Here is a 23,239-nt window from a genome sequence, read left to right as displayed (position 1 = left end):
GGGTTTGGGGGGAAAGACGACCAGCTCACCGCTGACCGCTATTCCAGGCTGGATAAGCAGATTAAAGCCCTCACCCTTGTTGTGGCGAAACAGTTTCCCCACTTGGGTGTAGTTCTTGCGCTGCTCACCGCCAGCCTCAAACTCCTCGACGACATACACGTTCATATGAGTTGCCATGGATCCATCTCCTTGCTGGTTAAAGATCCGCCAGAGCCTCGTCCCGTGGGGGGTACGATACCCCAACGGGAGATGCGGAAAATCCGCTACTTAATGCTGCTGTGAGCAGCGACTAAGTGACATTAACCTTCGTGGAAATCGGAAAATCTGTCAATGGAAGGGTTCTTACAACGTAAGGCGAGCCGATACCAGACTGCTTCACAGGAAGCACAGTACATTCAGTGCAACGGGCGCTGTAGCGCGGGGAGTGTGCTAGACCCGGCTCAGTGCAAACGCCGCCATTCCCAGGGGGCGATAGGATGACTGTCCTGCCACAGGCCGCGTCGTGCAGCCCGGGCCTCGCGCTGCGCCTGGGCCAATTCGCGGTCATTGCGGGCGTAGCGTTCATACCACCAGGCCCAGCCTTTCTCGACCAGCCTGAGATTGACGTTCATGCCGTTGCGGTAGACGGTACCGACAGTGCGACCATAACGGTCGGTGTCCTGAACAACCACGCCGATGTGTTGGCCGGCTACGAGCGCCTCTAGCGCTTCCCTGGCGGCATTACCGTAAGGCTGGCGACGCTCAGGCGTATCGATCCCGTGCAGCCGGATCTTGTGCTGGGTGTTGGTCGCATCCAGCAGGATCAGCGTATCGCCATCGGCAATACGGACCACTTTGCCCGACAAGTCGTAATCCGAGCCGGACTGAACGGGCTTATCGAGCGCGGTGTCCGCGATAGCGGTGGTATTGGCCTGAAGTGCCGAAAGACCGTTGCGCGTGCTGGCAAGCGCCTGATCCAATGAGTTCTCGACCGATTGCACGAGGTCATCGGTACTGCTCGGTAGACGGATCGAGCCGACCTGTTGACTGACCATCTGGTCAGCCCAGCGCAAGCTGGCAGTGACCCAGGTCACGTTGCCCTGTACCAGGTACTGCGCCACGCTACCGACAATAAAGAGCGCCAGTAGGGTGCGGGAAGACAAGAGTCGCCAGCCGCGGGGGCGCGTGAAGGGAAGGATGCGGGCCATGGGCCGGCAGTTTAACACTCCCTGGCCATGCGCGGTCAGGTGTGCGAGAAATTGCGGGGATGATCTGGCAGGGGAAAGAACCTGCCCCGGGGATCCGGGGCAGTAGAGGCTTCAGTCGATGGCGCGCAGGATGTGCTCGCTTTCCGGGTGCTCGATGGCCCAGTCCCGCAGGGCGTAGAACAGCTTGTTGAAGTGCTCAGGATCCGGCACGGACCACGCGAGGTGGTTGATCGCCACCAGGCTGACCACAATACCCGCGGCATCGGTGGACAGTTTCCCTTCGAAGCAATTGTCCTCACAGACCATCCGGACCTGATCGTCCGGCAACGCCGGAGACAGGTAACAACCGCCATTGGACAACTCCCACATGGTCCACATGCCACCGTTATAGTCGGGGCACAGCCGGTCCATGGTCTGGAAAATCATCGCTTCCAACTGCAGGAAGTACTCTTCGGCATACTTGGGGAAAAAGCCGAGACGCTGATCCTCACGCACAATGCTGCGGGTGATCGGCTGACGCTCGTGTATCTCCTCAATGCGAACCGGTGTGGGGACATAGACAACAACCCTCTGCTGTATAGACATGGATCAATCTCCTTCACGTTGAATGATCCGCTGAAGCCTACTCCCGTGGGGCAAGGCCCCAACGGGTAATGCGGATAAACCGCCACTCAATGCTGCCAGGGGCAGCGATCAAGTGGTTTTAAGATCGAATGATGGCGGTTTGCTGTCAATGGAAGGTTGTGTACCGGGGCAATACCAGCACGGCGACCTCGATGGAAGAGTGAGCCTGAAACTCCGTGGCATGAGGGTATTAAGCACTGTTACCCGAGATCTTCCAGCCGCGCTTTCCAGTACCCGTCGTGGCGGTAGGGGAGAAATTCCTGGTGTAGTGTTCCTTGAGGAACGCAGGGGAGCGCGATGAAACACCAGGATCAAACCAACCGGGCCGCTCGGCAGATACTGCAGAGCCAATTGTCTGTGGATGTGGAAGACGTCGAGCGCCGACGTCTTTACAAGGCGGACTTTGCTCTGGAGATACCTTTTACCGACGAGCAGCGTCGCGCTCTGAACGAAGCCGCACTGAGCCGCAAAGAACCCGTGGGCCGCGTCCTGGCACGGGTTGTGGAAGCGCCAGACCCAGGGTCGGGCAAAGATATAGAAGTGCTGACAGGCTGGGAGACGCTCAACGCCCATATCGAAGAAAACGCCTATACGCGGTGGGCGAAGGTCAGCCTCATTGACGCAAGCGATGCGGATGCTGTGTTCTATGGCATTCAGTATGCCTACGAGGAAGCAAAAATCGCCGGCTATCCAGTGACAGCCATTGAATTTGCTGAGGCAGTGTTAAGGGCGCGGCAACGGTTTGCGGAAAGTATCCCCACCGTAACCGACATGGCAGCCGCCTTGCGCATTGGCAGGCCGACTCTGGCCAACCGCCTGGCACTACTGGAAAAGCTGTGTCCCCACCTGATAAACCTGACCCGGCGCGGCCAGCTCCCCGAAACCGCCGCCAAGGCCATTGCCTCGCTGCCCAATGAAAAACAGCAGATACGCTACGCAAAACGCTACCTGCGCAACCCGATGCCGATCGCTGAACTCTATACCCTGATTCAATCTGGTTCGCCATCGAAGGATCCCAAAGCACCAAAGAATGACGAGGAATCGCCGCCGCTACACCCTGGAGAGCAAGCCTTTGCGTCGTCGATGGCGGACATGTTAGGTGTCCCGGTGGAATTAACGCCCTTAGTCGATCAAGCGTGGCGCTCGCAGATGCGACTACGGTACGCATCCGCGCAAGAGCTGGCGTCCATCACCGCAAAACTGATCCAGCTGATGGCTGGTGCGTCAAACGTACAGGGTGAAATTGTGTTGACTCCGAGGTCGGTTGAACAGCTGATGGCGTTGACCACACCCGAGTAGAGTCCGGTTCCGAGAGTTTGTTGAAAACAAGGAGCCCGGAGGCTCCTTGTCGGGTCGGCTGGCAGCCGGGAATCTCAACCAAAAATTAACTGGCTGAGCATAACGATGGTTGCCGCCACAAAGGATGCCCCCACTACAATGACCGCATAATCGCGGCCCGTGAGCAGTTGGTCCCTGTCTGACTTCACGACATCAACCTCCACAGCGTGTTACCTGTTGAACAATCCAAGCAATTGTAGAGCCCGCAATGGTGCCCGTCAGGGCAATGGCTTTTAACATAAACTCAGCCTTCCATCGTCGATGGTCCCCTTTGATCTCCAGCCTGAGCCTTGCGATCTCCAGTTCTAATCGAGCTTTGTCCAGTGCCTGCCGTTCGGCTTCCGGGGTCTGTCGATCAGTGCTGAACATCGTATGTCCTTACACTGTTCGACGACCACGGCGGGGGATTGAGTGGCGCGATCTTGACACGCTTGCTTGCCTCCTCCCAAGATACCCGCACGGTGACGGCGACAAGACCTTTGCAGCTCGACACGAGAATCGTAAAATCCGCGTGTTCGACCTCGTTGGCGAAGATATCAACTGCTTCCGCAGCTTTGTTCACCAGTGAGGCCAGGCTCGGGTTGTCGGGGTTCTGCGTCAACTCCCACAACTCATCATCGATGAGCACGGGATTCAAAAACCCCAATATCGGGAACCGACCATCGCCACTGACCGGGCGGACCAAACCGACCGTTTTACTGATATCGCTCATAGTAGTGCTCCTTTCGGATAGACACCGAGCAACATCGCCCATCGGGTGAGTTACCCGATGGGTTGATTACAAATGCGGACAGGCCGCTACCTACATGCTACGGAAGTAGCCACGAGGTTTACTAACCATGGCAAGGGACGCCTGCAGCGTCAATGGAAGGTTCCGTGCCAAAGGATGCGCAGCCAAGCTGCCGTCAGGAGTCATCACTATCAATTTATAACAAAAGAAAAATGCGAACGATACTGACTGCTATTCTTAGGCTGACAGCTTGACGGACCTCTTACACTGTCTAACCTAATTGAAGAAAAATACTATAGCGTTAAGACTGTGAATCATTGCATCCGAAAGGAGTTACAGTCAGTAGAACGTTGAAAGTGCTCTTGTATAAACGGTCTGTAGATCAGTAATCATTTACTCCACCGTTACATCGACAGGAAATGAAACATGCATACATCACTCAGTTATCGATCCAGCTGGATTAAGATTTGTAGCGCCGTTTTGATCAAAGTAATTTGGCTTTCACCAATTCTATTTCCGTCATCAGCCACTGCTGACGACGTTGACACATTCAGTCGTGCAAATTGCTTCAATAACGAATCCATTACATACAACTACTTCGATCCACCAGAATCAAGAGGGGTATTCAGTCATCACTTCAAGAATGGAACTCGAAAACACTATGTTACGGAGAGAGCTGGACCCCACTGATTGGACAGTGAGTGGACGAAGATAAGTGCTTCCTCCATCATGAGCATCGTGCTCAGGAGAGAAGCAATGAGACGAAAAAGACGTACCCATTCGCCCGAGTTCAAAGCCAAGGTGGCTCTGGCTGCCGTGCAGGGCGATCTTACCATGGCTGAGTTGGTGCAGAAATTCGATGTGCATCCCAATCAGATAACCGACTGGAAAAAGCAGCTCCTCGACAGTGCGCCAGATGTGTTTGGCAAAGGCGCAAGGAAGGCCGAGGATACTGCGGAGGCAGTTCAGGAACTCCATGCCAAGATCGGTCAGCTGACCATGGAGAATGATTTTTTAGGACGCGGGCTCGAAAGGATTCACGGGCCCAGAGGAAAGAAATGGTAGATTGGAAGGATCCATTGCCAGTGACGCGCCAATGCGCGTTGCTGGATCTACCACGCTCGACGTTCTACCACGTGCCGAAGCCGGTGTCAGACGAGGAGCTCGTGCTGATGAAGCTGATTGACCGCTGCCATCTGGATTACCCTTTCCTCGGCAGCCGGCGCATCCGCGACTGGCTTGAGGACGAGGGTCATTGCGTCAATCGCAAGAAGGTGCAGCGCCTGATGCGTACTATGGGGCTGGTTGCGAGTTACCCCAAGCGCAACCTCAGCCTGGCGAACCACGCGCACAAGGTTTACCCGTACCTGTTAAAATACCTGGTGATCGACCGGCCAAATCAGGCATGGGCAACGGATATTACCTACATCCCTATGGCCCGTGGCTTCGTGTACCTGGTTGCCATCATGGATTGGTACTCCCGGCGAGTTCTCTCTTGGCGGGTATCCAATACACTGGATGCCAGTTTCTGCGTTGACGCGCTGGAAGAAGCCATTGAGCGTCACGGGCCGCCGGAGATCTTCAACACGGACCAGGGCAGCCAATTTACCAGCGATGATTTTACCGACGTTCTCAAGCAACACGGCATCAGGATCAGCATGGACGGCAAGGGGCGCTGGGTCGACAATGTTTTCGTAGAGCGACTGTGGCGCAGCGTGAAGTACGAGGAGGTCTACCTGAAGGCGTACGACTGCATAGGTGCCGCACGGGCTTCCCTGGGCCGATACTTTACTTACTACAATTCGAAAAGGAGGCACCAGTCTCTTGACCGGCGCACTCCGGACAATGTGTACTATGAAGACGCTGCCAGGCTGGCGGCATGACCCGAGGATGCACTTATCCGGCTGTCCAATTTACGGGGTCCATTTCTGAGAACAGCCCCGTACTAGATACCTGCTACCCAAGATCGGGTGGATGGCACAATATCAACGGGATCTGGTGTGATGCCTATTATTGGAAGCTGGATACTCGTCATGCGGGTGTTCATGGGGCCTTTTACTCCAGCGAACCGAATCCTGATGGAAGCCTTTCGCCTCCGGGTTCTACATCAGCTTGGTCTGTTCAGGGATTCCATATGTATGAAGCTCAAGGAGCAGGTGGAATAACATGGCCGACGACAGCTTCGGACTGCAACCTGCATTTCGATCAGTTCTATTGATTTTTTTTATCTAGTGGCTACAGCAGACGGACGTGAATTTATACACTATGGAGTCAAGAATGAAAATCCATCAAAAACAGACAGCTATCGTATTACTTCTTGGATTCGTGCACTTATTCTGTTCGCAGGCCTTATCCCAAGGAAGTTCTATCGAGAGTCGATTCTCTAAATACACAAGAGTGGAAGTACCATTGACGGTACAAGACAGCGAGTACGCCGCCATACGTCCCGGAGAAGAACCAACGGTCACGATGCAAATGAGCGAAGAACAAAGGAGTGTCTTCTTTTCCGACATGAAGAGCCTCGAGGAAAAAGGGTACATCGACAAATCAACAACTCCTACTAGGCCTGATTATGTGATGGCCAAGATTCGTTCACTGGATACATCGGAAGATCGATCAGGGGAAGCTCGATACGAGAAGTTGGAGAGCACATCGAAGGTAGACGCGGGCTGGCTTCCGTTCACACCTTCACAGGTAAGCATTCAGTATATTAATGACGGTAGCTCAAAGTATGTAATGAGAGGAACATTCGGGATTGTAGTGGTCTAATAGAACCGGACACTTTAATAAGCGACAATATTGGTCGATTATTGAGGTGTCAGCATGACTCAAAAACGTACACATAAACGTTACCCGGAACCGTTCAAGGAAGAGGCCGTCGCCATGGTTCGGGAGCAGGGATATACGGTCCCAGAGGCAGCCAAGGCGCTGGGTATCAACCCGGCACTGCTGTACCGCTGGAAGGACAAACTCGATGCCCAGGCCGAAGGCCGTGCTCTGGCTGAGTCCGAGCGCGAGGAGCTCAAGCGCCTGCGCAAGGAGAATCGTAACTTACGGACAGAAAAGGAAATTTTAAAAAAGGCGTCAGCCTTCTTCGCGAAAGAAATGAAGTGAGATTTGAGTTCATCCGGGCTGAATCGGTCCAGTACCCGATTCGCACCCTGTGCCGGGTCATGCAGGTCAGCACATCGGCCTACTATGACTGGGCGAGCCGGCCAGGCAAGGTGATCGAAGCGCAGGAACTGATGCTGCGCCGGCGCATGAAAGCGCTGTTCGAGAGAAGTCGAAGCAGCCTGGGTAGTCGGGAGATGATGAAAGCTCTGCGCGGAGAAGGCTTTGTAATCGGACGCTATCGAACTCGCCACTTGATGCAGCAAATGGGGCTGAAGGTGGTTCAGCGCGTGGCGCACAAAGTGACGACCAAAAGAAAGCACGGAGATGCCGTGGCGGATAACCTGTTGAATCAGAACTTCAATCCACCGGCACCGAATCAGGTCTGGGCCGGCGACGTGACCTACTGCCGCACTGGCGAAGGCTGGATGTACCTGGCGGTGGTCATGGACCTGCATTCGCGCCGCATCGTGGGCTGGCATATCGACAAGCGCATGACGACGGCGTTGGTTACTCGAGCGTTGATCATGGCCCATACGCTCAGGCGACCGCCCAAGGGCCTGGTGTTTCACAGCGACAGAGGCTCGCAGTACACCAGCGCCAAGTACCGCCAACTGCTGCGAGGCTATGGCATGCGTGCCAGCATGGGTGACGTCGGCGCCTGCTGGGACAACGCGGTAGTGGAGCGGTTCTTTGGCAGTCTCAAGCATGATTGGCTCTACAAAGTGGTGCAGCCGACACGTGAGCATATGAAGCAAGACGTTGCCGCCTATATCCGTTACTACAATCTGGAGCGGCGTCATACAGCAGCCGGTGATCTGTCGCCGGTGGAGTACGAAAACTCGCTGAAAAAAGTGTCCGGGAATTGTTGACCAGAACAGATAAAGCAGGTTTACGAATCAACTCGCTTTGGGATTCTAATTGTGGATGAAATGCGAGGAGCGAAAAGTTCCTGGCTGTATGACGAGAATACAGAGGTCAATGGTTACCCCGCTAAGTTAGTTGTCTTCAAGCACATGAACAATACTTGGGCCACCAAGCTCATGACAGTGGTCGATGACAATGTCCTTATACTAGAATCTAATAAACGAATTACGAATGGAGATAAGGTTGAATTTCTTAAGCTTGCGGCGCAGATAATTAGTAAATGGAGTTAGAGGTTAAAGAATAAGAATTTAACCGCTCATGTAGTGGGTTACCCTATGGGTTGACGTTTATCATTAATCCGTTTTTATAACATTATTACGGATTATTAAAGGGCCCCTATCATGCCGAAATCAGGCCAGGCACGTGTCCCTAGCACCGCAGAATGGCAACGGGTCTTCGAGGTTATCCAGGAGCATCGCCATCCGGAAAAGAATACCGCGATCATGCAGATCAGCGCGAAACTCGGGTTGCGCGCCCAAGAGATCGCCCTGCTCCAGATCAAGGAGGTCGCGCGCCTTAAAAAATCCCCGCCCGGGTTTACCCTGTATAAAGTGATGTCACTGCCCGCGGCCTACACCAAGGGCGCTAACGCCATGGGCCGCTCGACTCCTCAGTACAACCGGCGAACCGTGAGCTTCTCCGTAGAGGCATTTGACCAGGTTGTCGCACAGATCGTCGATCTGGCAAACGCCGGTGTCGATGTTAACCCCAAGCGCTTTTATCCTGCGGTCAAGAAACGCTCGGGGCAATCGCGGGACTTACCGCTTGTGGACGAGGATCTGAGGGAAGCACTGACGACCTACCTGGCTTTACGAATCGACAAGAATCCAGGCGCCAAGGCCTCGGATCCTCTTTTCATCACCCAGAAAGGTGTCCCCTACTCCCCGAATACCCTGCAGGAACACATGGCGCTGATTCTAAGGGACTGGGCCGGCATCGAAAAAGCCAGTTCTCATAGCGGCCGACGCTCCGTGATCACGGACATCATCCACAAACAAAAGAAATCGTTAAAAGTGGCCCAGAAAGTCGCTGGTCATAAATCAGCCAGTACAACGGTGATTTATGACGAGCCCCCAGAAGAAGCTATCAGCGATGCGTTGAAAAATCTGTCGTAGCTGCATCTAGCCTTCAGTATTCTGCGTTTGCATACATATCGGCTAAATGGTGCTGATGCTCCAACCATGAATCAAAAGCATCATCGTCGTCGACTACCGCGAGAAGCTCGCTCAAACTTTTTTGTGTTGATCGAAAGTAATATTCAGCCCACTGCATGTGTACTTCCAAGCTACAGAAGATGTGGTCACTAAATCACCAGTATAAATACAACACGAAATGCGGACATAATTATCGCGTAAATAGGCGCTTCAACCACGTCCAGAATACGGCCCACCTGCTGCCGGGAGCAAGATTTTCACCGTAATGTGACTGCTTGGCGAGTTGATCGTGCTCCCGACCGGCCCTGATCCGCTTTTTGGACCATTGCTCCGCCCAGTGAATGTGGCCACGGTCGATCCAGTAATGGGACTGACACGGAAAGCTCCAGTTGCCGATGGACGGGCGGACACAGACCTCCCCGTCCTGAACGGTGACCCGCCAGTCAGTCGGCCCGAGCGGCGTGACTACCTCCTGGCCGCATCCACAGCAGCATTTGTGGACGGCGGTGCTGTATTCTTCGGATATGTAGAGAAAACCATCCTGGACTATGTCCGGAATGGTCTCCACATATTGATGCCGCATGACTTCTATTTTTTTCATTATTCTTCTTCATTCGTTACGTGGTTGCCGTCCAGCGTGTAGGTCGTAAAGTGCTCACCTTCGAGGTCGGCGTAGAACCCGAAATATTTCTTGAACCGGATTACGGCCTGCACCGCATTGAAGGCGTTCAGATCGGCGACCTGGATGTTGCTGGAGTATTCATCATCGAGCTTACCGTCGGTAAAGGGAATCCGCCCGTTCTCCCAAACATGACCGCGCTGTTCCGGCGTGCTCGTCGTCACGCGCAGAATGCCGCGAAGACCGTCATCGGAGTTCTCGATCCCCATGCCGGTGTCGATGAAGGGTATGCCAAACTCCTCCAGCTTCTGCACGATAATCTTTTCCGCGGGATTGCCGTCCATACACAGGAATACGAAGTCAAAGGCCTCCAGCTCATCCACGTTGGACGCATCGAGATAGACGGGGTGGGGGATAATCCCCCGATGCATGGGCTCGTAGCGCCGCTGGAAGTAGTGCACCTTCCGCAGCCGCTCCCGCAGCTCCTCCAGGGTCGCGGCACCAGGAGCACGAAAGGCATTGTGCTGGAGAAACCAGTCACCGTCATACAGGTGGATCTCGCGTACGGGGGTCTTGGCTAGAAAATCGAGCACGTATGATCCTGTACCGCCGAGCCCGGCGATGCCCACCCTCGCGAGCTCCAGCTTCCTGGCGTGGACATTGATGCCCACCCGGCTGGTCGCGTTGTCGATATAGTTGAAGGGCGAGTCCGCATCACTGTTTTCGATGACGCGGAAGGTCTGGGCGGTGACGTTGGGGTCAACCTGCTCTGCATGAACTGAGATCATCGCCGCGTATGTGGTCATTTTGTGATGGTAGTCGTCGTACTTGTCCTTCGGCTTCGGCTTACACGAGAAGCTGCGCTCGATTATTACCCCCTCCGCGATCTGCTGACGGCTCACACTATGATCCAGTTGCGGTAGCTTTTTCCCATGCCGGTCGCAGGGGTGGTCACCCACAAACAAGGCGACATGTGTATTCGGCTGCACCGTCCTGTCGCCGGACAAGTCGAGCACCGAGACGAGCTTGCCCCGCTTCACCTTGCCCTGCCCGTCGACATAGGGAATGTTGTGGATGACCAGGTGGCCTGCGACGATTTCAACCTCGAAACCGTCGTCGACTAGCTGCTTGAGGTCAGGACTATGACTTATCAGTTGCTGTGACATTAAAGACCATGCCCTCCTTCGGTTTCACGGAGCCGCCCTCCGCCAGGGTGCCTTCGGGTTTGGCGCCCTGCCCCTTGCGGAAGGTGATCGTGATGCAGATGAATTCGCCTTGGGGAGGGTTTTCAAATGCCAGCGCAATCAGCTCGGCGAAGGTCAGGTCATCATGTTTCGGGACTTCCTTCGGACGGCCATTGACGACGACGGTGACCGTCTTGTCTTTGCCCTTTCCGTCATCGTCCTGCTTATGGTCTTTTTCCAGTACGTCGCTCATATCCGGCTCCTACTTTTCCTTCCTGACGCCCTTGAACGGGGTCTTAGAGGACGTCTTCACGTCCATGAATTTCCCGGTGTCGGCATCGCGTTTCACGTAATGGCCGGACGGTGTTTTCGTCTGCGACCTGCTCTTGACGGCACCCTTACGGTGACCGTCTCCAGTTGGGGGGTTTTTAGCCATGTGGCCTCCTATCTGTTAAAGTTAACCTGCTTAACCAGAATGTATTAAAAAAGGCGGTTACGCCTGATTTCCCTAGAATGTATCAGAGATTTCTGGTTAACACAATCGGATTGATCAGATTTACTTGATAGCGTGGTAGACGAACTCTAGCCCGCCGGACTTGGCAGTCTCCTTCGCGCCCGTCACTAGGCCCATGGAGAGGAGCTTCTTCAGCTTACCACTGGCGTTTTGAGCGGTGATCCCAAAATGTTGCGCGACCGCGGCGGTGGTCACCTCTCCCCGGTCCATGACATATTCGAGCAACTTCTCGGTGCTGGCGCTGAGCTCGGGACCGATGACCTCATACTCTTTGGGGCCAAGATGGACGATGACTGCCTGGCTCTTCGCCTTGGCGGCATAGTCCCAATTGTCCATGAGGTCTTTCGAAGCGAAGCCGGACAGGAAGAAGGCTTTCTCTCCACTGTACATCTTGATAAGGGAAACGACACTTTCACGCGGAAAGGACGCGTCTGTCGCGCTGATACCATCGAGCGAGATTTCAAAGAGGGAGGCTTCCGGGAACTTGTCGACTTCTTCCAGAAGCTTCTGGAAGACCTCTTTCCCGAGGGTATTTCCTGACAAAAACGGCTTTTTACCGGTAAGGGCGGCGAGGGAGATCATGGTTTTGTTCTGCTTCATCCCCTTAAATATAGGAGACCATACTACATCACGCAAGAAAGAAGTCAAAGCAGATGTGAGTTCCCAACAGCTTCCTGAGACCTGTCTCTCGCTTTATGTCTACAAGCGCGCCGTTTTCATAGAGGAGCTTGAGACAGAAGTTCTCCTGCCGCACGGAGAACAATACATTGAATTTAACGGCCTGTTCCCTGCTGCTCTTGAAGCCCAATCCATTTGCGCCGCCAGATCGACTAATCTCGCCTTTGCTCATCACTTCGGCAACCAGCCCCATATCGGACTCGAGAGAGGACTGGCCGAACTGAGTAAATAAGTGCGGGTAATGCTCCCTGAGAGAAGGCCGCAGGGTCGACGCGATACCGATGCCGCTATCGGAGATAACAGTCTGGATATGCTCGCGATTGCCCTGATACCTTTGCAGACCTGCAAATCCCGGGATCGGGGTTTCACTGTGCTCGGCGACATTTTTGATCAGCTCGCTGAAGACCGTATAGGCCGCCGTCAGATAATCACTCGTGGTTCTGGCGACAAACTTTTCCGTGAGTTGATTGATCAGCTCGTCATTCTCGATGTCGGGGTCAACACAGCCAAACTCTACAAGTGTGTCACTATTCCCCCTGTGACGGACTGCGGCGGACTCGGAAGGCCGCTCGGGAAGAACCACGACGTCAGGAGCCAGATTGTCGAAAAAACCGGCCCGATCAAGATAGGTGAAGGTAGAGTCTGCCGCACTGAAATCTAGCTCGACCTCCCTGCCCTGGTGGGCACACTGATTGGCAAGAGAGAGTAAGCGCGCCGTGCAATCGATCATCGGCTTGCAGCGATTTGTAAAGACAACCCTCACCAAACTGCCCGGAGACGAATCCATATCGTCCGCGCGCAAGAGCCTTGATTCAAAATCATCGGCGGTGAGCCACTTTCCGGGAAGCGTAATTTCTATTTCGTTTGCCCCAATAGAACTCCAGCAATAGTCGTCATCCTTGACGTACCTGTCCGTGTTCTGGTGCAAGAACGTGTTCACCTCTTTCCTTGTCACGCCAAGCCTTTTGGCAATTTCCTTTGCCTTCAAGCCAGGCGTTCGCGTCAGAATAAAGTCGATTTCCCTTCTCATACGGATCCATATTATTCATTCAAAAGTAATTCTGACATCCCGTCTAGGTTAGCCTTCACCTTCTCCCAGTCCGGCATGGCCCGGATCAACAGCTGGTAGAACTGTACACTGTGATTGTGCTCTATCAGGTGGCACAGCTCGTGAATGATGACGTAATCGATGCAGCGGGTAGGCGCTTTCACTAGCTGGGGATTCAATGCAATACGTCCATTGGGCGAGCAGCTACCCCACTGTGTTTTCATCGGTCGAATTGACAGGGGCGGAGTCTCCTTGATCCAGGGCAGTCGCTCTGCGACTGACTCTAACCGGCGGGATAGGACGATCTTCGCACGGTTCTGGTACCAGCTATCCAGTGCGGCTTTCACGGTCTTTATGTTCGGCGACGCGAGGTCGATGCAGATCCTTCCCCGCAGCAGCTTCACTGGCTCCTGCTCGTTGCTCTGTGTCACCTTCAGGATGTACCGACGGCCCAGATAAAATACGGTTTCGCCACTGACATATTCCCGTTCCAGAACCTCGGCGGTTCGGGCCTCGATGTCGCGCAGATGTTTACTGACCCACTGGGCGCGTTTCAGCAACGCCTGCTTTGCCTCAGACAGGGTGGTCTCCGGCGGTGTTTCCACCTCTACCAGTCCGTTGGGATGGACGTGGATACGCGCCTTGCGGATACCCGTGGGCGGCCGATTGGTGCGCTGGCGCCAGAGGAACGCCAAGCGCCGTCCGCCATACTGCACGCTGTGCGTTGATTCCAGCGTCGCGATATCAGTCATGATTCAGGCCCACACGGACGATGTGCACAATCTGGTCGAGCAGCTCATTGGCTTTGTCTAGGCCAAACCTCTGGAACAACGTGGGCAACAGAGCCTTGCGGATACCCTTGTCCACCCCTGTGGGATTCAGGGTGTTCTGGGCGACGACTGTTTGTACCGTCTCGTCGACCTGACGCGCCAAGCTGATCAGGGTCTCTGGATCGTCGGCCATACCGGCATCCACAGCCTCGTCACCTGCGACCAGCCGGAAGAGCCCGAAGTACGCCTTGGCGTGGCGATTATCTGCCAGCTCGTCGGGAATGCCTGGTGTCTTGCGGGCCCTCACCTCCTCCTCGAAACCCTGAAACAGGGCGTACTGCTTAGTCGGGTGATCGAACAGAGCCTCGGCTTCCTCGATGGCCTTTTTCAGCAGCTCGGAAAACACCTTCTTGGCGTAGGGGTCGTCCTCGAGATCCTGCTCGACGGTTTTCCGGGTACGGGTACGAATAGTGTCAGCCTCGTTGCGGGTCTTTTCCTCGTCCCAGCTCTCTGGATCCCCGCCCAGTCTGGAGACATCGTAAGTACCCTCCCCCTGTGTGATCTCCACACCCACCACGTCGCGATCGACCAGTTTTCGGATCTGCTTCTCGTAAGCGCTGTAGTCCACCGTCTCCTGGGCATCCTGCCGGGCAATCTTGCGCAGCTCGACGAACCACTTCAGGTCGCGCTTGTAGGTATCGACCATTTCCTCGGTGAAGGACTTGTCCTCGAAAAACGATCGAGAGGAACGGGCCACCTGCAGACACATGCCAAACTCCGTGAGTGCAGCATAGAAGTTCTCGCGGACTTCCTGCCGGGTGTCGTACTCGACTCCGTCTGGATCGGAGGCATATTTCGGCATCAGGACCTTGCGATAGGCCTCCACATCCTGGCGGTTCTTCACCTCACTGAAAAACGCCCAGACCCGTTTATGCAGCTGCGGTAGTTGCTTGTATTCGGTCGCCACGTTGGCATACAGGCCATCGATGTCATCGATATCGAACCCGCCCTGGGTATGCTCTTCCAGGTTCCGGTAGGTCTCTATAGCGGTGTCCAGTTCCTTGAGGATGCCGCGGTAGTCGATCAACAGGCCGAAAGCCTTTTCCTCGTGGAGTCGGTTCACCCGGGCGATAGCCTGAATCAGGTTGTGGCCCTTGAGTGGCTTGTCGATATACAGCACGGCATTGCGTGGCTCGTCGAATCCGGTGAGCAGCTTGTCTACTACGATCAGGAGGTCCGGGTCCCCGTCCATACCGAAGTGTTCGATGGTGTCCCGCTCATACTCATAGGGATCACCCGGCATGTTGTCCTTCCACCACCGCTGTACCTCGGGCAGTTCGGCTTCATCCACCTCACTGTGGCCCTCGCGGGTATCCGGTGGGGAGATCACGATGCGCGATGACACCAAGCCGGTTTCATCCAGGAAACGCTTGTAGCGGATGGCAGACAGTTTGCTGTCGCAAGCCACTTGGCCCTTGAGGGGTTTGTCCAGCTTCTTGAAATTCTCACTGAAATGCAGAGCAATATCCCAGGCGATCAGGCGAATGCGGTTCTCGGCACCGTAAACGGCGCCACGTTTGGTGTACTTGCGCTTAAGATCCGCCTTCTGATCATCAGTCAAGCCACGGGTGATAGTCTCGAACCACTTGTCGATGGCCTGCTGATTCACATCCAGTGCGGGGCGACGCTCCTCGTACAGCAGTGGCGCCACGGTGCCATCATCCACTGCGCGGCGCATGGTGTAGGCATGGACAATGGGACCGAAGGTCTCCTCCGTTTCCCGCCGGTCCTTTCTCATCAGCGGCGTGCCGGTAAAGGCGATATAGGCGGCGTTGGGCAAGGCCTTGCGCATACGCTGGTGGTTCTCACCGCCATGGCTGCGATGTCCTTCGTCCACCAGCACCAGGAGATTCTCACTGGGGTTGTGGCAGGCCTTCATCTTGATAGCGGACAGGAATTTCTGTACTAGGGTAAAGATAACCCGCTGCTCGCCGTGGCCGATCTGGTTGGCCAGATCCTTGCCGGAGCCCATGCGGGCCTGGCCGGCCTCACCGCTACTGGCTGAGGTCAGACCGAGAGCGCCCGCAGCGGCGAAAGTTCGGGACAGTTGCTTCTCCAGATCCACCCTATCTGTGACCACGATCACCCGGCACTGGCGCAGGGAATCGTGGAGTACCAGTAACTTGCTCAGGAAAACCATGGTGAATGACTTGCCAGACCCAGTGGTATGCCAGATCACCCCACCCTTTCGTGCCCCCTTGTCGTCCACGCCGGTAATCTGGCGTAACAGGGCCTCGATACCGAAGAATTGCTGGTAACGGACAATAACCTTGTCGTGCTTGTAATACAGGATGTAAAAGCGCAGCAGAGACAACAGCCGCTGGGGGCTAAGGACGCCGATCAGCAGCTCATCCTGCTCGGTGGGCAACACCGGGTTGGCCCAGAGCTGCTCAAAATATTGGCGCACTTTGGTGGGCTTATCGGCAAACAGCGCGGCGATTTGTTCAGGGCTCAATGGCCGGTTCTTGATGGCCTCGCGCTCGGTTTCGCTGATTTCCTCCTCTTCCCACTTGGACCAGAATTTGCGCGGTGTCTTGGTGGTGCCATAACGCCCTTCAGTCTGGCTGACAGCCACCAACACCTGGGCGAAAGCGAACAGGTAGGGAATCTCCTGCACACCCTGGTTGCGGATCATCTGGCTGACGCTTTCGTCGATCATGGACTTGTTAGGGTTCCCGGAGGCTGCCCGTTTGGCCTCGATGACTACTACCGGGATGCCATTCAGGAAGCCCGCTAAGTCCGGGCGGCGGTGCCCGGTCGCTGCTGCATTCTGGACCTCCAGTTCCTCGGTGACGATGAAGCTGTTCTGTTCAATGTCGTGCCAGTTTACCAGTGGAACGGTAGTCGCGTGGCGCTTACCATCCGGCATGAACTCGTTGACGGTGATACCCAGGGTGAGGATGTCGTGCACCGCCTCATTGGCGGGCATCAAACCCTCGGCCAGACCGGGTGACGCCAGTGTTGTAAGGATCTGCTGGATACCCTCGTTGGACAGCGGATAACTCTTGCCCTTGTACTCGAAGCGGTGCTGACGCAGAAACTCAATAAGCACTGGACGCAACAGTACCTCACGGGTGGAGTTGTCGCGCAGTTTCAGCACCTCAATTGGCGATCGGTACTCCCATCCCAGGCGCACCAGCATCGCCAGTGCCGGGATGTGAGAGGCGTAGAGTTCGCTAGTCTTAGGGGTGTATGTGTTCATGGGCTTGGCTTCACTTTCCGGCTGGTAACCGCCTCATGCGGTGGTTGCTTCGGCCTCTTCTTCAATTATGACGCGGCGCTTGCCGGTCAGAAGTTGTTGTATGAGAGCCTCTCTCTCTTCCTTCAATAACCTGATTTTCAATTTCAGTCCTGCAATATGTTCATCCAACGTGAGAAGACACTGAGATATTGCATCTTGCTCAGCACGGCTCTTGGGCATTCTTATCTTCAATTTTTTCGACCCTTTTACATCCAAATGAAGCACAGTAGAGCCACTAGCTCGTGCTCTCATAAAATTTCTAGACGAACGCAACTTGAGTGCGTAGTACAAGAAGTTTGATGAAACACCAGGATTTACTTCTAACTTCACCATATCCATAGAAATGGCGACTTTCGGTACTCCAAGTTCTGGAACGATTAAAGGAGCGCCAACTATTTCGGCTCCTCTCGTAATATCGGTTACCGCAAAAACTATATCTCCCTTCTCGACCAGATATTTCTCATCGACTTCTACTTTGAGATATTTCATTCCACGTGGGCTGTATCCACCGCCTCTTTGGAGCGACTTCAGTGTGAGAAATCCAATATCCGTAGGGCTATCCGAGTAGTCCTCAGACTTGTATGTGTATCCCTTTATATAGCTCGACAGCGTTGATAGTCGTTTCTCGACCCACTCGCCATCAAAACCGGGTAATCGCGTACCTCCTGTCAGTAACCGCTGCATCATGGCTTTTTTTCGCCGCTCGCTATTTACAAGGAGATTCTCAGTGACGGTAATCGCTTCATCCCAAGTGGAGAGTAATCTGGCGATTCTTTTCTGCTCATACAGAGGGGGAATATTGAACTTCCATTTAAACCAACTCTCTAGCTTGAAAATCATCTTCTCTACATGCACGCCAATACTTGAGTGAAAACATGTTTGTTGGAAGTAAAGAGTAGCCGACAGATATTTTATGTACGGTAAGTGAAAATTTTCTTTCCCACGAAAAACGCAATACTCGTTAGATACAATGGATCCAGCTAATTCTTCCGGCACAATGCCACAAGCACCATGAACAATCTGTCGCTTTGATATTAAAAAATCTCCTTCCTCAATATAAAACTGAGTTTTTACCGAAATATCTTTATTGGACAGCCACTCTCTTTGTACTACTCCGCCTCTAGATCGCTTAACTGTAACTAATCTATATTTCTGGCCATCCTTTAAATTTGCTCGCCTAGCTACCGGCTCGAGATAGGCGTTTAGTGCAGCACACTTCCAGCCCTTTGGAAGAGGTTCTAATATCGGTTTGCCTGCCTTAATACTGCCAGGGTATCGAACATCAAGAGCCATAACCTAACTCCTTAAGATACCTGTCCATCTCATTTTCCAGTGCTTCCAGCTTTGCCTTTAGTTGCTTGCGCTCTTTCTGTACAGCAATCAGATCGATTTCTTCTTCCTCCTCGAAGGTATCCACATAACGTGGGATGTTCAGGTTGAAGTCGTTCTCCTTGATTTCTTCCAGGCTGGCGACATGGGCGTATTTGTCGACATCCTTTCTTGCCTGGTAGGTCTCGATGACCTTCCTGATATTGTCTTCTGACAGGGCATTCTGGTTCTTGCCCGCCTGGTACTCACGGCTCGCGTCGATGAACAGTACGTTGTTGTCTTTCTTGTCCTGCCGAAAGACCAGGATAGCGGCTGGGATACCGGTGCCGTAGAACAGTTTCTCTGGCAGCCCTATGACGGCGTCCAGCAGGTTTTCCTCGATCAGCTTCTGGCGGATCTTGCCTTCCGACGACCCCCGGAACAGCACCCCATGGGGGACCACCACACCCATGCGGCCTGTACCCGGTTTCAGGGTTTCCACCATGTGGGAAATAAACGCGTAGTCGCCCTTGGTCTTTGGGGGAATACCCCGACGGAAGCGTCCGTGCGGGTCGTCACTAGCGGTACCGTGTCCCCACTTGTCCAGGGAGAACGGCGGATTGGCCGCCACGATATCGAACAGCTTAAGTCTGCCGTCCTTGTCCAGCAGTTTGGGATTCCGAATGGTATCGCCCCACTCAATACGGTGGTTATCCACGCCATGCAGGAACATGTTCATCTTGGCCAGCGCCCAGGTGCTTCCGATAGCTTCCTGTCCGTAGAGTGCGAAGCGTTTGGAGCCGTCGAAGGCGTTCTTGATCTGGTTGGCGCATTTCAGAAGCAGTGAGCCAGAGCCACAAGCGGGGTCACAGATTTCATCCCCTTCCTTCGGTGTCAGCAGCTCGGCAATGAGTTCGGAGACTTCCGGCGGGGTATAGAACTCACCGGCTTTCTTGCCGGAGCTGGCGGCAAACTGCTTGATCAAGAACTCGTAGGCGTTGCCTATGATGTCCAGGCGCCCGATGCGGCTCGGCCGCAGATTGAGCTCCGGGCGGTGAAAATCCTCCAGCAGGGCTTTCAGGATTTCATTTTTCTGCTTCTCGTCGCCCAGCTTGTTGGAGTTGAAACTAATGTCCTGAAACACATCGCTGAGTTTCTGGATATTGGTTTCCTCGATGGCGTGCAATGCCTTGTCGATACGCTCACCGTTGCCCGGCTCGTGCCGGCGCTCATAAAGAGCATAGAAGTTGGCGTCCGGCGGCAATACAAACCGCTCGTTCTTCATCAGTTCCTGGATCAGCTCCGGGTGGTCGCCATGCTCGGCTTGGTATTGCTCCCAGTGGTCCTGCCACACATCGGACAAGTACTTCACGAACAGCATAGTGAGGACGAAGTCCTTGTAGATGCTGGGATCTACCGTACCGCGGAAGGTATCGCAGGCGCGCCATACGGCCTGGTTGATTGCCTGCTGGTCTACTTTATCGGTCATCTCTACTTCCTATCTGTTCTATTTATGAACCTGTTGAATCAAATCCCGCGCGACCAGCATTAACTGCTGCTCGCGATTACGGATGAGTTGTTCAGTGAACTGCTTTTCCCGGCGCGCTGCTGCCATTAGATCGACGATCAATTGTTGCCGCTCCAGGCTTGGCACCGGTACGGGCAACGCTTCCAATACGGCGCGCCGGATACTGGTGATGACAGAACCCTCCGCCGACCGGGCAAAATAGCGTTGTGCAGGGGCTTCGTTGAAGTACCAGGCGAGATAGGCTGGGAGCACTCGCTGATCAAGGGTCCGCAGCAGATAAAAATGGGGGGCGCACACGGCCTGGCCGGGCGTCTGGTCGACATGGACAGCGACGTTCCGGTTGCCGCGGGCCGTGAAGAGCACGTCACCGGTTTGTAGCCAGTCGGGCTGCTTACGCCCCGGCAAACTTGTCCTGACCAGGTCGTCCCAATCAATACCACGCTCAGGATCGGCGTTCTTGATCTGAACTACGGCCACCTCGCCGTTACGCACTTCTTCAACCGCGCCACGGAAGGGGTAGCCAAGGCGAGCCATGGCCACATCTTTTAATTTTTCAATTTTTACTGCTTCATCTCGCATGATGCAGATACTAGACTAGAGCTCCAGCTTGTCAACTATTTTTTTGCATCATCCGAAATGAAGCACTTAAAAAGATTGTGCATAAGCCCAACAAAGCGGACACCAAACCGGACTTTTATGCACTACACTATTCCGTGTTAAATTTCTTAACTTTATGTTATTTATAGAAATATGAGCCAAGACAAAGCGGACATTGAAACGGACATACAAGCGCCCCTGGATCACGGTGAGGATATTGCCGCCATGGAGCCCCTACAGGTCAGCGACGCCGCCCCTCGTCGGGAAGCCCTTACGGAGCTCGCCGTGGAACTCGCCGCCAAATCAGCGGGCTTCAGTCGCAGCCTGCCGGACGGGGTCGTCAGTGCCTTGGCCGACCTGGTCCGGGCCATGAACTGCTATTACTCGAACCTGATCGAGGGTCATGATACCCACCCGGTCGATATCGAGCGGGCCATGCAGAACGACTACAGTGACGAGCCACGCAAGCGCGACCTCCAGCTCGAGGCCCGCGCGCACGTGACAGTCCAGCAATGGATCGATGAGGGCGGACTCGCTGGCCGCGCCACCACCATCGAGGGGGTTTGCGAAATCCATCGCCGGTTTGGCGAAGCGCTGCCGGAAGAGCTGCTCTGGATCGAAGATCCACAGACTGGTGAGCGCATTCGCATGACCCCAGGCGAGCTCCGGGGCCGCGACGTAATTGTCGGCAACCATGTCGCCATCAGCGCAGGCGCCCTGCCCCGCTTCCTCCGTCGTTTCGAGCAGGTCTATAGCCGTCTCGGTAACGCGCAGACGATTGTCTCAACGGCCGCCGCGCACCACCGATTCCTCTGGATTCACCCCTTCCTCGACGGAAATGGGCGGGTTGCACGACTAATGTCCTACGCCATGCTGAGGGAGGCGCTCGACACTGGCGGTATCTGGTCGATCGCGCGGGGTCTGGCCCGACAAGAGGCGCGCTATAAACAGCACCTGGTCGCTTGCGACCAACCTCGCCGTGGCGATCTGGATGGCCGCGGGAGTCGCAGCGAAGCCGCACTGGCGGAATTCACCGAATTTTTCCTGCAGACGTGTATCGACCAGGTGGCTTTCATGGAGCAGCTCGTTCAGCCCAACAGGTTGCGTGAGCGCATCCGGCTCTGGGTCGAGGAAGAGGTGCGCTTGGGCGGTTTACCGTCACAGGCAGGCAATGTGTTGGAAGCAGTCCTTTATCGGGGTGACCTTCCCCGGGGTGATGTCCCCAGTATCGTTGGCACCGGTGGCCGTCAATCACAACGGATTGTCTCAGCGCTCCTGAAAGCTGACGTATTGCAGTCATCCAGCTCCCGCGCGCCATTACGGATCGCCTTTCCGGCACGGCTGGCCGGCCGCTGGATGCCCGGGCTGTTCCCCGAAGCGGCTAATTGAAGGCTGTGCATAATTTGCGGGAACGCAACGGGCTACAAGAACGTACCTCGCTCACAACAAATTGGAGGTGAAATCCACGCGCAGACTTATCAAGTCACCGAGCCGACCAGTGTTGAAGCGATAGATACTACAATCGCAGCTAAGGCAACCCAAAATGCCTTAGTCGCACTCTTTTGAGCCGCTTCAGCAGATTCCAGTGAATGCTTGAACTCACAGTACTGAAGATAATTAAAATAGGCTTCTGGACTCAGCACCCAATCTTGTAACTCGCGCCGATTCTCTACGAGCCCTTCGATTGTGTCCTGTTCGGCATTCAGGACAAAAATACTTCGACGGATGAACTGAAACTCCTTTTGAGAGACTCCAGTTGCTTCACACACCTCCAACATCGAGAATGTCTTTTGTTCGAGCGCATACTCTATCAGCGCAATATACTTGTGTTTGTCCATGAGCGCCTTCACGTTACCTCCATATCGGGGCCAATAATAGCGGCGATTTGATAACTCTGAAACTGATCGGGGCGCGACGGCTACCGGGGTAGGCAAGCAATAAACGGATGTCGGGGATTACCTACATGGAAGTCAGTACAAATACCAACGAAAGAATTCGGCTATATCATTTCATCAGCAAAAAATGGGCACTACTCGATCTCCAACGCAGGCGCTTGAAAATATCCCGTCTTTTGGATCTGAATGATCCATTTGAATTTTCCAGTCTGAATATGGCTGACCCCGATTTCCGTAAATCAGTGCGAGATTCGATCCGTGACATTGCAACTGAAGCCGGGATGATATGTTTCAGTGAAAACTGGAATAGCCCAGTGCAGTGGGCTCATTACGGCGATCGACATAGAGGGCTCTGCCTAGGGTTTTCCATCTCTCGCGACCTGGCGAAGAAGGTGAACTATGTCAAGGAGCGTGAAATCCTTTTTGGCTCACTCACCCAACCAATGATCATGAAGTTAATGACTACGAAGTATATAGAATGGGCCTACGAGAAGGAGTACCGCCTCTTCCTTGAACTCAAGGAGCGGGAAAGCGACGGCAATTATTACGTTGATTTCGGCCCCGATCTCCAGTTAGAGGAGGTTATTGTAGGAGCGAACTGCAACGTTGGCCGGGAGGAACTGAGAATGAGCCTCGGAGAGGGGAACGAATCTGTAAGCGTGTGGAAGGTGCGGCCTGCATTTAAGAGCTTCAATATGACTCGAAAACTGGACTGGGCGTTTTAAG

21 protein-coding genes are annotated in these 23,239 nt (G+C 54.3%); 7 read left to right on the top strand and 14 right to left on the bottom strand.

Features of this window, described 5'->3' with window-relative positions:
* Positions 1-440 precede the first annotated feature (440 nt).
* Complete coding sequence (locus EGJ68_RS17930) at positions 441-1,187, bottom strand: thermonuclease family protein (protein ID WP_199228103.1); 747 nt, start codon at positions 1,185-1,187, stop codon at positions 441-443.
* 111 nt (positions 1,188-1,298) lie between these two features.
* A complete protein-coding gene (locus tag EGJ68_RS17925; protein WP_123035843.1) occupies positions 1,299-1,772 on the bottom strand; it encodes an antirestriction protein in 474 nt (157 codons plus the stop codon).
* A gap of 336 nt (positions 1,773-2,108) precedes the next feature.
* Here EGJ68_RS17925 and EGJ68_RS17920 point away from each other — a divergent pair, with 336 nt between their 5' ends.
* Positions 2,109-3,110: a hypothetical protein gene (locus EGJ68_RS17920; RefSeq protein ID WP_123035842.1), complete on the top strand. Its 1,002-nt coding sequence runs from the start codon at positions 2,109-2,111 to the stop codon at positions 3,108-3,110.
* Between the two features lie 394 nt (positions 3,111-3,504).
* Here the strand turns inward: EGJ68_RS17920 and EGJ68_RS17915 are convergent, their stop codons facing one another.
* Positions 3,505-3,861, bottom strand: a complete 357-nt coding sequence (locus EGJ68_RS17915; protein ID WP_123035841.1) for a hypothetical protein — start codon at positions 3,859-3,861, stop codon at positions 3,505-3,507.
* A gap of 774 nt (positions 3,862-4,635) precedes the next feature.
* Between EGJ68_RS17915 and EGJ68_RS17910 the strand changes: the two genes are divergently transcribed.
* From EGJ68_RS17910 to EGJ68_RS17890, 4 genes are all read left to right on the top strand, one after another.
* A protein-coding gene (locus tag EGJ68_RS17910; RefSeq protein WP_408609926.1) for an IS3 family transposase occupies positions 4,636-5,762 on the top strand; the annotation gives its coding sequence in 2 pieces (ribosomal slippage) (positions 4,636-4,915 and positions 4,915-5,762; 1,128 coding nt in all).
* A gap of 394 nt (positions 5,763-6,156) precedes the next feature.
* Positions 6,157-6,648: a hypothetical protein gene (locus tag EGJ68_RS18195; RefSeq protein WP_158283739.1), complete on the top strand. Its 492-nt coding sequence runs from the start codon at positions 6,157-6,159 to the stop codon at positions 6,646-6,648.
* Positions 6,649-6,702: 54 nt separating this feature from the next.
* Positions 6,703-7,862, top strand: a protein-coding gene (locus EGJ68_RS17900) for an IS3 family transposase (protein WP_199228102.1) whose coding sequence is annotated in 2 segments (ribosomal slippage) — positions 6,703-6,967 and positions 6,967-7,862 — 1,161 coding nt in all. Because the reading frame shifts where the segments join, the coding sequence is not laid out codon by codon here.
* A 396-nt stretch (positions 7,863-8,258) separates the two neighbouring features.
* A complete protein-coding gene (locus EGJ68_RS17890; protein WP_123035836.1) occupies positions 8,259-9,032 on the top strand; it encodes a site-specific integrase in 774 nt (257 codons plus the stop codon).
* A gap of 229 nt (positions 9,033-9,261) precedes the next feature.
* On the opposite strand, the gene EGJ68_RS17885 is transcribed toward EGJ68_RS17890, so the two are convergent.
* The 10 genes from EGJ68_RS17885 to EGJ68_RS17840 all read right to left on the bottom strand — a co-directional run bounded on the left by EGJ68_RS17885 (position 9,262) and on the right by EGJ68_RS17840 (position 20,600).
* Complete coding sequence (locus EGJ68_RS17885) at positions 9,262-9,672, bottom strand: DUF6527 family protein (protein ID WP_199228101.1); 411 nt, start codon at positions 9,670-9,672, stop codon at positions 9,262-9,264.
* Complete coding sequence (locus EGJ68_RS17880; RefSeq protein ID WP_123035835.1) at positions 9,672-10,856, bottom strand: ThiF family adenylyltransferase; 1,185 nt, start codon at positions 10,854-10,856, stop codon at positions 9,672-9,674. The genes EGJ68_RS17885 and EGJ68_RS17880 overlap by 1 nt, the downstream gene beginning before the upstream one ends.
* On the bottom strand, positions 10,831-11,127 hold the full coding sequence (locus EGJ68_RS17875) for a multiubiquitin domain-containing protein (protein ID WP_123035834.1): 297 nt from the start codon (positions 11,125-11,127) through the stop codon (positions 10,831-10,833). Before EGJ68_RS17875 ends, EGJ68_RS17880 begins: the two co-directional genes overlap by 26 nt.
* Positions 11,128-11,430: 303 nt before the next feature.
* Complete coding sequence (locus tag EGJ68_RS17870) at positions 11,431-11,988, bottom strand: winged helix-turn-helix domain-containing protein (protein ID WP_233248879.1); 558 nt, start codon at positions 11,986-11,988, stop codon at positions 11,431-11,433.
* Positions 11,989-12,016: 28 nt separating this feature from the next.
* On the bottom strand, positions 12,017-13,096 hold the full coding sequence (locus EGJ68_RS17865) for an ATP-binding protein (RefSeq protein ID WP_123035832.1): 1,080 nt from the start codon (positions 13,094-13,096) through the stop codon (positions 12,017-12,019).
* Positions 13,097-13,107: 11 nt separating this feature from the next.
* On the bottom strand, positions 13,108-13,866 hold the full coding sequence (locus tag EGJ68_RS17860; RefSeq protein ID WP_123035831.1) for a M48 family metallopeptidase: 759 nt from the start codon (positions 13,864-13,866) through the stop codon (positions 13,108-13,110).
* A complete protein-coding gene (locus EGJ68_RS17855) occupies positions 13,859-17,146 on the bottom strand; it encodes a type I restriction endonuclease subunit R (RefSeq protein ID WP_123035830.1) in 3,288 nt (1,095 codons plus the stop codon). Before EGJ68_RS17855 ends, EGJ68_RS17860 begins: the two co-directional genes overlap by 8 nt.
* Positions 17,147-17,179: 33 nt before the next feature.
* Positions 17,180-18,478 carry a restriction endonuclease subunit S gene (locus tag EGJ68_RS17850; RefSeq protein WP_123035829.1) on the bottom strand — a complete coding sequence of 433 codons (1,299 nt, stop codon included), beginning with the start codon at positions 18,476-18,478 and terminating at the stop codon, positions 17,180-17,182.
* Positions 18,468-19,982, bottom strand: coding sequence for a type I restriction-modification system subunit M (locus EGJ68_RS17845; protein ID WP_123035828.1), 1,515 nt, complete (start codon positions 19,980-19,982; stop codon positions 18,468-18,470). Before EGJ68_RS17845 ends, EGJ68_RS17850 begins: the two co-directional genes overlap by 11 nt.
* Before the next feature lie 18 nt (positions 19,983-20,000).
* Positions 20,001-20,600 carry a restriction endonuclease subunit S gene (locus EGJ68_RS17840; protein ID WP_123035827.1) on the bottom strand — a complete coding sequence of 200 codons (600 nt, stop codon included), beginning with the start codon at positions 20,598-20,600 and terminating at the stop codon, positions 20,001-20,003.
* 171 nt (positions 20,601-20,771) lie between these two features.
* On the opposite strand from EGJ68_RS17840, the gene EGJ68_RS17835 reads away from it, so the two are divergent.
* Positions 20,772-22,007, top strand: a complete 1,236-nt coding sequence (locus tag EGJ68_RS17835) for a Fic family protein (RefSeq protein WP_123035826.1) — start codon at positions 20,772-20,774, stop codon at positions 22,005-22,007.
* A gap of 89 nt (positions 22,008-22,096) precedes the next feature.
* On the opposite strand, the gene EGJ68_RS17830 is transcribed toward EGJ68_RS17835, so the two are convergent.
* Entirely contained in the window at positions 22,097-22,468 is a 372-nt protein-coding gene (locus EGJ68_RS17830) for a hypothetical protein (RefSeq protein WP_199228100.1), read from the bottom strand.
* A gap of 113 nt (positions 22,469-22,581) precedes the next feature.
* Between EGJ68_RS17830 and EGJ68_RS17825 the strand changes: the two genes are divergently transcribed.
* The gene (locus tag EGJ68_RS17825; RefSeq protein ID WP_158283738.1) at positions 22,582-23,238 is read left to right on the top strand and encodes a DUF2971 domain-containing protein; all 657 of its coding nucleotides are present in this window, start codon (positions 22,582-22,584) and stop codon (positions 23,236-23,238) included.
* The last annotated feature ends 1 nt before the right edge of the window (position 23,239 follow it).

The sequence above is a fragment of the Haliea alexandrii genome (genome assembly GCF_003719295.1).
Classification (GTDB): Bacteria; Pseudomonadota; Gammaproteobacteria; order Pseudomonadales; family Halieaceae; genus Haliea; species Haliea alexandrii.
The sequence above is the reverse complement of the archived record's forward strand: the minus strand, read 5'-3'. Positions and strand labels throughout refer to the sequence as shown.